Source organism: Nocardia lijiangensis NBRC 108240 (assembly GCF_001613045.1).
GTDB lineage: Bacteria > Actinomycetota > Actinomycetes > Mycobacteriales > Mycobacteriaceae > Nocardia > Nocardia lijiangensis.
Window position 1 is genome coordinate 1 of record NZ_BDBP01000156.1, and the last position, 10,352, is coordinate 10,352.

10 protein-coding genes and 1 pseudogene are annotated in these 10,352 nt (G+C 69.1%); 1 reads left to right on the forward strand and 10 read right to left on the reverse strand.

Annotation, left to right across the window (positions count from 1 at the left end):
- Both NL1_RS34530 and NL1_RS34535 read right to left on the reverse strand, forming a co-directional pair.
- Positions 1 to 1,727: type I polyketide synthase (locus NL1_RS34530; RefSeq protein ID WP_245673727.1), on the reverse strand; the 1,727-nt coding region annotated here is incomplete at its 3' end.
- Positions 1,727 to 3,454 (reverse strand): fatty acyl-AMP ligase, encoded by a 1,728-nt coding sequence (locus NL1_RS34535; protein ID WP_067848778.1) that lies wholly within the window; start codon positions 3,452 to 3,454, stop codon positions 1,727 to 1,729. The genes NL1_RS34530 and NL1_RS34535, both read right to left, overlap by 1 nt.
- Before the next feature lie 270 nt (positions 3,455 to 3,724).
- Here NL1_RS34535 and NL1_RS34540 point away from each other — a divergent pair, with 270 nt between their 5' ends.
- A complete protein-coding gene (locus tag NL1_RS34540) occupies positions 3,725 to 4,399 on the forward strand; it encodes an HAD-IA family hydrolase (protein WP_067848781.1) in 675 nt (224 codons plus the stop codon).
- Here NL1_RS34540 and NL1_RS34545 read toward each other — a convergent pair.
- From NL1_RS34545 to NL1_RS38395, 8 genes and pseudogenes are all read right to left on the reverse strand, one after another.
- Positions 4,369 to 5,007, reverse strand: coding sequence for a MerR family transcriptional regulator (locus tag NL1_RS34545; protein ID WP_067848784.1), 639 nt, complete (start codon positions 5,005 to 5,007; stop codon positions 4,369 to 4,371). The genes NL1_RS34540 and NL1_RS34545 overlap by 31 nt on opposite strands.
- A gap of 163 nt (positions 5,008 to 5,170) precedes the next feature.
- Positions 5,171 to 6,076, reverse strand: coding sequence for a response regulator transcription factor (locus tag NL1_RS34550; RefSeq protein WP_162272797.1), 906 nt, complete (start codon positions 6,074 to 6,076; stop codon positions 5,171 to 5,173).
- Between the two features lie 256 nt (positions 6,077 to 6,332).
- The gene (locus tag NL1_RS34555) at positions 6,333 to 6,542 is read right to left on the reverse strand and encodes a hypothetical protein (protein ID WP_067848788.1); all 210 of its coding nucleotides are present in this window, start codon (positions 6,540 to 6,542) and stop codon (positions 6,333 to 6,335) included.
- 49 nt (positions 6,543 to 6,591) lie between these two features.
- Entirely contained in the window at positions 6,592 to 8,160 is a 1,569-nt protein-coding gene (locus NL1_RS34560) for a polyamine aminopropyltransferase (protein WP_067848791.1), read from the reverse strand.
- Complete coding sequence (locus tag NL1_RS34565; protein ID WP_067848794.1) at positions 8,160 to 8,585, reverse strand: DUF350 domain-containing protein; 426 nt, start codon at positions 8,583 to 8,585, stop codon at positions 8,160 to 8,162. The genes NL1_RS34560 and NL1_RS34565 overlap by 1 nt, the downstream gene beginning before the upstream one ends.
- 42 nt (positions 8,586 to 8,627) lie before the next feature.
- Positions 8,628 to 9,047: a DUF4247 domain-containing protein gene (locus tag NL1_RS34570; RefSeq protein WP_067848797.1), complete on the reverse strand. Its 420-nt coding sequence runs from the start codon at positions 9,045 to 9,047 to the stop codon at positions 8,628 to 8,630.
- Positions 9,048 to 9,156: 109 nt separating this feature from the next.
- Positions 9,157 to 10,086 carry a non-homologous end joining protein Ku gene (ku, locus tag NL1_RS34575; protein WP_067848798.1) on the reverse strand — a complete coding sequence of 310 codons (930 nt, stop codon included), beginning with the start codon at positions 10,084 to 10,086 and terminating at the stop codon, positions 9,157 to 9,159.
- Positions 10,086 to 10,352, reverse strand: a pseudogene (locus NL1_RS38395) (lycopene cyclase family protein); the annotation flags it as partial. The gene ku and the pseudogene NL1_RS38395, both read right to left, overlap by 1 nt.

Here is a 10,352-nt window from a genome sequence, read left to right on the forward strand (position 1 = left end):
GTGGCGGCGGCGCGGGCGAGCCAGTGCGGATCGTCGCGATGGCGTTCGGCGGCGTGTGCCCAGCCGCGCGCCCGCCGCCGCAACCCCGCCTCGGACATGGCGGTCACCGGGAAGAGCACGAAATCCGTTGTGCCGACCGGTTCGTCGGGCTCGGCCGCGGGCGCGGTGGACAACACGACGTGCGCGTTGGTCCCGCCGAATCCGAACGAGCTCGTCCCGGCGATCGCGGCGCCCTCGGCGTCGACCGGCAGCGCCTCGACCTGTGACTGCACCACGACGGGTACCCGGTCCAGCTCGAGCAGCGGGTTGGGCCGCCGGTAGTGGACGGTCGGCGTCAGCTCCCGATGATGCAGGGAGAGCGCGGTTTTGATCATTCCGGCGACGCCGGCGGCGGCCTCCAGGTGGCCGAGGTTCGATTTCGCCGAGCCCACCCGCAGCGGGCTCTCCTGGTCGCGGCCGGGGCCGAGCACCGCCGCCAGCGCCCCGACCTCGATGGGATCGCCGACCGCGGTTCCTGTGCCGTGCGCCTCCACGAAGGCGACCCGGCTCGGGTCGACGCCCGCGGCGCGGTAGGCCGCGTGCAGCACCCGCTCCTGCGCGGGGCGGCTCGGGGCGATGAGTCCGTTCGTCCGGCCGTCCTGGTTCACCGCACCGCCGCGGATCACCGCGTACACGCGGTCCCCATCGCGGCGGGCGCGGGCGAGCGTCTTGAGCACCACCACGCCCGCCCCCTCACTGCGGACGTAGCCGTTGGCGCGCTCGTCGAACGGCTTGCAGCGCCCGTCCGGTGCCATCAGCCGCCCCTTGCTGAAGCTCAGCGCCACCCGGGGCGAAGCGATGATGTTCACACCGCCCGCCAGCGCAACCTCCGACTCGCCCGCACGCAGCGACTGGCAGGCCAGGTGCACCGCGACCAGCGAGGACGAGCAGGCGGTGTCCACCACCATGCTCGCGCCCGCCAGGTTCAGGCAGTAGGACAGCCGGTTGGCGACGATGCTCAGCGCGGAGCCGGTGCCGTCCGTCGCCGACACCTCGGTGCCCGGCGCGAGGATCGCCCCGCCGTGGTCGTACGACGACGCGCCGAGGAAGACTCCGGTCGACGTGCCCGCCAGCCTGCTCGGGCCGATGCCCGCGTCCTCGATGGCGTGCCAGGCGACCTCGAGCAGCAGGCGCTGCTGCGGGTCCATCCTGGTGGCCTCCTTGGCCGCGATGCCGAAGAACCCGGCGTCGAAATGCTCGACGTCGTCGAGGAATCCGCCCCACTTGGTGGTCATTCGTCCCGGCGCATCCGGGTCGGGGTCGTACAGAGCCGCCGCGTCCCAGCGATCCGCGGGGACCTCCGTGATGGCGTCCACACCCCCGCGGAGCAGGTTCCAGAACTCGGTCGGCCCGTCGGCGCCGGGAAATCGGCAGCCGATCCCGACGATGGCGATGCCATCGGCCGGGTCGGCGGCGGATCCTTTCTGCTCGGTGGTCTCGTTCGTGCCCGCGAGTGCGGCGGCCAGGGCGGCGGCCGCGGCGGCGACGCTGGGGTGGTCGTAGGCGAAGGTCGGCGACAGGCTGATCCCGGCCCAGCTCTGCAGGTCGTCGGACAGCTCCACCGCCTGCATCGAGGAGAGGCCGAGCGCGGCGAACGGCACGTCGACCGGCAGGCCCGCCGGATCGACGCCGAGTAGCTCGGCGATCCTCGCGACCAGCCAGGCTTCGATCTCGGGTATGGACCTCATCACCGCACCGCCTCGGTCGCGGCAGGCGAGGTGATCACGTCGAGCGTGCCGTCCTCGAAGGCCGCGCGGGTGGCGCGCCGCTGGAGCTTGCCGCTGGAGGTCTTGGGCACCGTGCCCGCCCGCGCCAGGACGACCTGCGCGGGGGTGATCGAGTGATCGACGGTGACGGCGGCGCGCAGCGCCGCGGTGAGCGCGGCTATGTCGGGCTCGGCGTCCGCCTTGAGCTCGGCCACCACGATCAGCTCCTCACCACCTTCGCGGTCGACCGCGAACGCGGCGGTGCAGCCGCGCCGGATTCGCGGGTCGGCGTTCTCGACGGTGTGCTCGATGTCCTGCGGGTAGTAGTTGCGCCCGCCGATGATGACGAGATCCTTCCGCCTGCCGACCACGTACAGCTCGCCGTCGATCAGCGCGCCGAGGTCGCCGCTGCGCAGGTACGGACCCGACTGCGGCGCAACGGTTTCGGCGCGGAACGTGTCCTCGGTGGCGGCGTCGTTGCCCCAGTAGGCCAGCGCCGCGTCCGGGCCGCCGATCCAGATCTCGCCGACCTGTCCGTCGGGCGCGGGGACCCTGGTGTCCGGGTCGACGATCAGCAGCTCGCGGTGCAACGAGACACGGCCGGAACCGACCAGCGTCTGATCCGCGCCCGGCGTGACGCGACCCTCGGCCAGTTCGTCGCGGCTCACCGTCAGCGTGACCGCGCCCGTGCCGCGGCGTGTACCGGTGGTCATGAGAGTGGACTCGGCCAGTCCGTAGCAGGGGTAGAAGGCGTTCGAATCGAAGCCGTGCCCGGCGAATTCGGTGGCGAACCTGGCGAGAGTCTCCGCGCGAATCGGCTCGGCGCCGTTGAACGCGACCTCGAGGGAGCTGAGATCCAGGCCCTCCCGATCGGTGGCGGGGATCCGGCGGCAGCACAGCTCGTAGGCGAAATTGGGGCCGCCGGTGATGGTGGCCCGGTAGCGGGTCACGGCGCGCAGCCAGCGGATCGGACGCTGCACGAAGGTCAGCGGCGGCAGCAGCACCGCGCGGCTGCCCACGTAGATCGCGGGGACCACGGTGCCCATCAGGCCCATGTCGTGGAACAGCGGCAGCCAGCCGACGAAACGCGTTTCCGGGCGGAAACCCATGGACTGGCGGATCACTTCCTGGTTGTGCATGAGCGCGTCGTGGGTGACCACCACGCCCTTCGGCGCGGAGGTCGATCCCGAGGTGTATTGCAGGAACGACACGTCGGCCCCGGTCACCGGCACCGGCTCGAAGTCCCGTGCGCCCTGTGCGTCGGCCGCGATGCCGATCCAGCGCAGCCGGTCCAGTTCGGGGACGGCCTCGGTCAGCAGCTGGCGGGTCTGCTCGGGCGCGGCGCACAACACCGCGGTGGCACCGCAGTCCTCGGCGATGGTGCGCAGGGTCTGCGCCCGCCGCGGCGAGGTGATCGGGAACGGCGGGTACACCGGCACCGCGACCACGCCGGCGAACTGGCAGGCCAGGAATGCGAGCACGAAATCCGCGGAATCCGGCGCCACGATGAGCGCCCGGTCGCCGGGCGCGGCGTCCTGCGAAATTCGTGCGGCCAGTGCGCGGGACAGTTGCTCGACTTCGCCGAAGGTCCAGGAATGCGATTCGTTCTCGCCGTCCGGTAAAAATGTGTACGCAATTCTATCGGCAGCGTCGGCGGCGCGCTGCGAAATTGCCTCGGCGAGCGTTCGGGCCCGGAGTGTGGTTTCCATCGCAATCCCTCCTCATTCAGCCGGCATCCCCTCACGACGGTGCCGACAGAACAGGGACATTACGGGCGCAAGTGATGAAATGGACAGGCGTAGAACGGGGTCCGAAGGGCGACGCGCGCGCGAACGGAAGACATATCACTTTCGGACGGAAAACTTTCGGAAGGAATAGTCCGGAGGAACTGTCACCTTTGTGTAATGGCGATCGATGCAGTGTGCCGGATACGGTCCCGCTGCACCGAAGAATTGCCGAACACAGAGCGGAGAAGAACTGTGACGAGCAACATAGCGCGGGAGCGCATCGCCATTTGGTCGGATTTCGGGGGAGTGCTCACGCCGCCGGTAGCCGAAACATTCGCCGCATTCTGCGCGAAGACGGGATTGGCGCCGGATCCGTTGCGCCGCGCGATCGCGGAAGTCACCGCGTCGTTCGGCACCGAGGACATGATGCTGCCGCTGGACACGCCGCTGATCAGCGAGGACGAGTGGCTGGAGCTGGTGCGCGCGGCGCTGCGCAAGCAGGGCGTGCACACGGAGGTCCCCAGCCTCGCGGACGCCTGGTTCGACGGCCGAAAGGCCAACGTGCCGTGGGAGAACGCGCTGCGGCGCTACCGCGCCGCCGGCCTGTTCGTCGGCATGCTGTCCAACATGCCACCCGCATGGGAGCCGCACTGGCGGCGGATGGTCGTCGCGGAGGAGCTGTTCGAGGAGATCGTGAACTCGGCGCAGGTCGGCTGCCGTAAGCCCGATCCCGAGATCTTCGAGCTGGCGGCCGCACGCGCCGGCATCGAACCGCAGCGGTGCGTCCTGGTGGACGACCTGCCGCAGAACTGTGCGGGCGCGCGGGCGGCGGGCTGGCGCGCGGTGCAGTTCCGTGACGCCGCGACCGCGACCGCCGAGGTGGACGCAGAGGTGCGTCAGCTCGTCGGCGAGGGCGTCGTGATATAGGCCGAGGCCGCGTCCTCGTGCGCCAGCCGGCGCAGAGCGCTGAACATCGCATCGCCGAGCGCGGTCCAGACGACCAGCGCCTCGGCCAGGCTCTCCGCGTTCGGCTGGCGCAACAGCGTGTCGATTTCCTTGGCCGCGATCCGTTCGGTCAGTTCGGCGTAGTCGTCGAGCAGGTCCCAGTACTCCTGTCCCAGCTTGCCCAGGGTGGCGAGCACCGCGGCGAGCGTGCCGCGGGCGGGGTTGGTCTCGCGCACCTGCCAGCCGCGCTTGGCGATGAGATCGCGGACCTGCTGGGCCGCGGCCAGCTGCGTCTCGTCCGGCTCGGCGGCGGGCGGCCTCGACATCGCGAACTGTGCCTTGCCCGCGGATTCCAGCACCGTCATCCCCGGTGTGTGCATCTTGTCCAGCACTTCCCTGGTCGCCGCCACCGACAAGCCACCGACCTCGATCAGGGCCCGGACCAGCTTGAGCCGGCGCACGTGGGAATCGTCGTACTGCATCTGGTTCGGGCTGGTACGTTCGCCCGGGAAGAGCAGTCCCTCGCGCATGTAGTACTTGATGGTGGGGGCAGGCACGCCCGAGACCTTGCTCAACTCGGCGATACGCATATCCGCCTCCCGTCCGCGGCTACTTCTGGTCGACCCAGTGTACGGGTAGACGGATAGCGGCCAGTTCCGGTTGCTGCTCGAATGCCCCGGTAGGGTCAGGGTAAACCGTCGCCGACGCCACGGCCGCGCGCGGGCGTCGGGTGGACCGCGTCCGGCGGCGCCGTCATGCGGAATTCTGTTGTCCCGTATGGGCCCGGTACCGATTGACCGCGTCTATTCGGGAGACGGCGCCCAGCTTGTCGAAAATGCTGCGCAGGTGCCGCTTCACGGTGCCCTCGGTAATCGACAGCGCGTTGGCGATCTGACGATTCGTCATCGCCTCCGCCACCAGGCGCAGCACCTGCTCCTCGCGCGCCGAGAGCCTGCCCCGATTCGCCGCCGAACCGATGAGGAAGTCGCGCGGCACGCTGACGGTGATCTGGTCCTCCACCGAGGCGATCCCGCGGATCGCGCTGACCAGCTCGCTGCGCGAGATCTTCTTGTGCAGGAAGCATCGCACGCCCGCGTCGAGCATGTCGTAGAGCAGGGTCTCGGTGCCGGTCGAGCTGAGCACGACGACGGCCGCGGCCGGGCAGGCGCGGGTCAGCGCGCGCACCATCTGCACGGTGGCGCTGCCGATTTCGTCGTTGTCGAGCACGATCACGTCCGGAAGCACGGCCGCGGCGAGATATCCGGCCTCGCTCCATGACACGTCGCCGACCACCGCGAAATCCTCTTCGGAATTCAGGAAACCGCACAACATCTCGCGGGTGAGAAAGTTGTCCGTCACAATCTGAATGTTTACGACTCGTTGCGGCAGTCCGTTTGTCGGTATCACCGAGACGAGGCGTGGAGCGGAACATTCCGAAATGGCGTCCGGCGCCGCATTTTCGATGTTTGCCGAGAGTTTTGCTCGGGCGGTTCCACTCATTTTCACCACATCCACCTCGGGGTTGCTCGAGTCGCGCGCACGGCAAGCATCTTTGTGACACCCCCGGACGTTGCCGACCCGTCGGCCGATGCCGCGACAGCGCACGGCATCAACCAGCTGTATTCCGTTCGCCGATGAACCAGAGAACCGGCCCTGCACCGAATCGGCGTCGAAACGACCACCGACACTTGGCATTTGGAACCTGAGACCGGTTATAGGAAGTGACCCTATCCGTAAACGGTTGTCTCCACAACCCAGGTGTTCCGCAGCGCACAATTCGGCTTCGAGTGTTCCCGATCCGTTAACACTTACCGCAAGGATCGGAAACGTGGCTGTGAGAACTGTGTGCCGGAATTAATGGTCAAGCCACGAAAAATGGGGGCACTCGGCACGATTCGCCGGTGGGGCCGGGGACTCAGCGTCCGCCGCGGCCCTCGCCGGCCACCCGATCGGAATCCAGCGCCACCCAGCACGCGTTGTCCGGACTGTCCAGGTGCTCGGCCACACTCGTCAGCGACCACGAGGTGTAGGGCTTGGTGCTGGTGTCGAAGACCTGATGCCCGAGATCGAGCACCTGGCGCAGATGGCCGAGGCCCATGGGGACGATCACGGTGGCGGTGTCCATGCCGCCAAGTTTGCCAGGGGCTAGCAGAGGTTCGGCCGAGGCGCGGGGCTCAGCGCCGCCACTCCCGCAGTTCCAGGTCCACGATCACCGGATGCATGAGGGTCGAGACGGGCGCGCCGGTGTCGCGGCGATCGGGGGCGAACACCGCGGCGGCGAGCAGCGACGGCTCGTCGAGCGAGCGCAGCGGCGCGGGCGGGTCGAGGCGCAGGCGCGGTTCGGTGTCCTTGGTCGCCAGCACGAAGCCCCAGTCGCCGAAGCTGGGCACGTCCACGTGGTAGGGCAGCGTCCGCAGGCCCGCCGCGCGCACGGTGCTCGCGATGCACCAGTACGAGCGGGGCGCGAAGAAGGGGGATCCGGACTGGACCGCGAGCGTGCCGCCGGGGGCGAGCACGTGGGCGGCCATCGCGTAGAACTCCTTCGAGTACAACTTGGCGATCGAGGTCTGGTCGGGATCGGGAAGATCGACGAGCACCGCGTCGAACGCGCCGGGGGAGCCGCGCAGCCAGGAGAAGGCGTCCTCGTTGACGACCCGCACCCGGGGGTCGTCGAAGGCGTTGTGGTTCAACGCGATCAGCCGTTCGTCGGTGCGCGCCAGCCGGATCATCTCCGGGTCCAGCTCCACCAGGGTGATCGTCTCGACGTCGGGGTAGCGCAGGATCTCGCGCAGTGCGAGGCCGTCGCCGCCGCCGAGCACCAGCACGTTGCGGCGCGGACCGGCGAGGGTGGGGTGCACGAGCGCCTCGTGATACCGGTATTCGTCCACCGAGGAGAATTGCAGATCACCGTTGAGGTAGAGCCGGGTGTCCGGCGTGCCGAACGGCGAAATCGATTCGGTGAGCACGATGTTCTGGTACTTCGTTCGCTCGTGCAGCACGATCGGGTGGGCGAACAGCGCCTGCTGCGCGGTCGCCTCGAACCGGTCGGCGTACAGGTAGCTGCCGAGCAGCGTCGCGGCGACCAGCGCGGTGAGCGCGCCGAATGCCCAGCGCGCCCGCGGCCGGAGTTCGATGCGGAACAACAGGAATACCAGCGCCAGCCCCGCCGCCGCGTTCACGACGCCGACGATCAGGCTGCCGCGGATCTGGCCGAACAGCGGCAGCAGCAGAAACGGGAAGGCCAGCCCGCCGAGCAGCGCGCCCACGTAGTCGGCGGCGAACAGGTCGGCCACCGCGCTGCCCGGCTCCTGCTTGCGTATCCGCTGCAAAAGCTCCATCAGCAGCGGGATTTCGGCGCCGACCAGAATGCCGAGGATGCTCGCGATCGCGATCAGCGCGGTGGTGTAGATGTTCAGCCAGGCGTAGGCGGCGTAGAGCATCAGCACCGACAGCCCGCCGAGCAGCGCGAGCGTCAGCTCCACCGCCACGAACGCCGCCGCCGCGTGCCGCCGCAGCGGTTTGGCGGCCAGCGCGCCGATACCCATGGCGAACACCATGACGCTCAACGTGATCGAGGCCTGCGCGGCGGTGTCGCCGAGCAGGTAGCTGCCCAGCGTCACCAGCGAGAGTTCGTAGACCAGGCCGCAGGCCGCACAGACGAACGCGGTGGCGAGCAGGGCGATGCGGGCCTGGCGGCGCCGCAGCGGCGGTAGCGGCGCGGTCTCGGTGCCCGCCGGCACCATCAGGACAGGCCCGCGGCCACCACGAAGGACACCGCGAGATGCAGCGCCGCGGTAACCCAGACGGCCGGGTGAATCGCGCTGTCCGCGACCACATCTCGGAACTGGCCGGGCGTCAGCAGATCCAGCAGCAGGAACGACAGCGCCATCGCGCCGAGGCCGATCACGCCGTACACCGCGCTGGCCAGCAGCGCCTCGCCGATCGCGCCCTGAGAGGTCCAGATCGCCATGGCCACGATGATCCCCACGCCGAGCAGGTTCGAGGCCACCAGCAGCGACGCGTTCCGGTTCCGCTCGACCCAGATCTGCTCGCGCAGATTGCCGGGCGTGATGACGTCCACCAGCACGAAACCGAGTGCCATCAAGGCGATGCCGACGCCGGTGTAGGCGAGCGCCGCGCCCGCGTCGGCCGCGAGATCTGCCAGCATGTATTCCTCCTGAAACTCCAACGAATCCCGAGCGCGCGGGCGTTATTTGCCGCCCTGGCCACGGTATTCGCTGCCGGGCGGCTGGCTCGGCCAGCCGAAACTCGACACCGTCGACTGGTGGCGCCGGTACCCGTTGCCGTACTGGTCGACGAGGATCATCGAGCCCGCCCCGTGCGGGGCGACGGTGATGATGTCGTTGCGGTACTGCAGATAGGTGCGGTCGCCGAAGCGGCGGTTGTCCAGCGGCTGCGAGGCCGCGGCGATGGCACTGCCGACCGCGGCGGGCGCGAGGGCTGCGGTGTAGGCCCGGCCGTCGTTCGCCTGGTCCAGCGAGGTGGCGCGGGAGTACTTGGCGGCGACGAAATCGCGCGCGCTCTCGATGTCGTCGCCGCATCCGACGACAGAGAGCAGCAGCGCGGCCACCGCGACGAAGCCGATGACCGTCCTGCCGAGGTGGTGCATGAATCCCCCCGTCGAGCGCCGGGCCGTGCCCGGTAGGTGAAACGTCGAGTCCCCTCTGTCGAAAACTCGTCGGGCACTGTATCACCGACGCGGCCGCCCGCGTCCGGGCCTAGGCGCCCTTGCGGGCGGGAGTCTTCTTCGCGGCTTTCTCGGCAGGCTTCTCCGCGGTCTTCTTGGCGGCCTTGGCCGTCTTCTTCGCCGGCGCGGCCTTCTTGGCGGTCTTCTTCTGCGCGCCACCGGAACCCGCCGCGCGCCTGCCGCTGGCCTCCAGGCTGCGCTGCAGCGCGGCGACCAGATCGACCACCTCGGCGTCCATCTCGGCGGCCACGGGCTCGGGTTTGGTGGTCACCCGGTCGCTGCCGCTGGCGATCGCCTCGTCGAGGATCTTCTGCAGCTCGATCTGGTATTCGTCGGTGTACTGGGTCGGATCGAAATCGTCGGACATGGACTCGACGAGCGTCTCGGCCATCTTGATCTCCTGCGGCCGCGGTGCGGACACGTCCTCCAGGGATTCGAACTCGACGGCGCGCACCTCGTCGGGCCACAGCAACGTCTGCAACACCAGCATGCCTTCACGCACCCGCAGCGCCGCCAAGCGAGTCTTCTGGCGCAGGGTGAAGTGCACCAGCGCGGTCCTGTCGATGCGCTCCAGCGTGGTCGCCAGCAGGACGTAGGCCTTCGGCGTGGTGGAATCGGGCTCGAGGTAGTAGCTCTTGTCGAACAGGATCGGGTCGATCTGCTCGGACGGCACGAACTGCAGCACCGGGATCTCGTGCTTCTCGGCGGCGGGCAGGCGAGCGAAATCCTCGTCGGAGAGGATCACCGTGCCGCCCTCCGGGGACTCGTAGGCCTTGGCGATGTCGACGTACTCCACGGGCTTGCCGTCGACGGTGCAGACGCGCTGGTACTTGATCCGGCCGCCGTCCTTGGCGTGCACCTGGTGGAACTTGATGTCGTGGTCCTCGGTGGCGGTGTACACCTTGACCGGGACGTTTACCAGCCCGAATGCAATCGAGCCCTTCCAGATAGCTCGTGCCATCACTCCATGATGGCCGAACCACCCCGCCCATGCGACCGAACCGGGATCCCCGAGGTCGCCGCGGCGATTCGCACTCGCGATCGGGCGGGAAGGGCGGCGAACAGCGCGCGCATGGCGGCGACGGTGCCGCCGAGGTCGGTGCGGCCCGACAGGTAGGCGCGTTGCAGTGGCGCGGGCAGTGCGAAGAAGGCGTCGAAGAACCCGGGGATCTCGGCGGGCGGCAGCGCGAGCAGCGCGCGCAGCCCGGCCGCGCGCAGGGCGTGCAC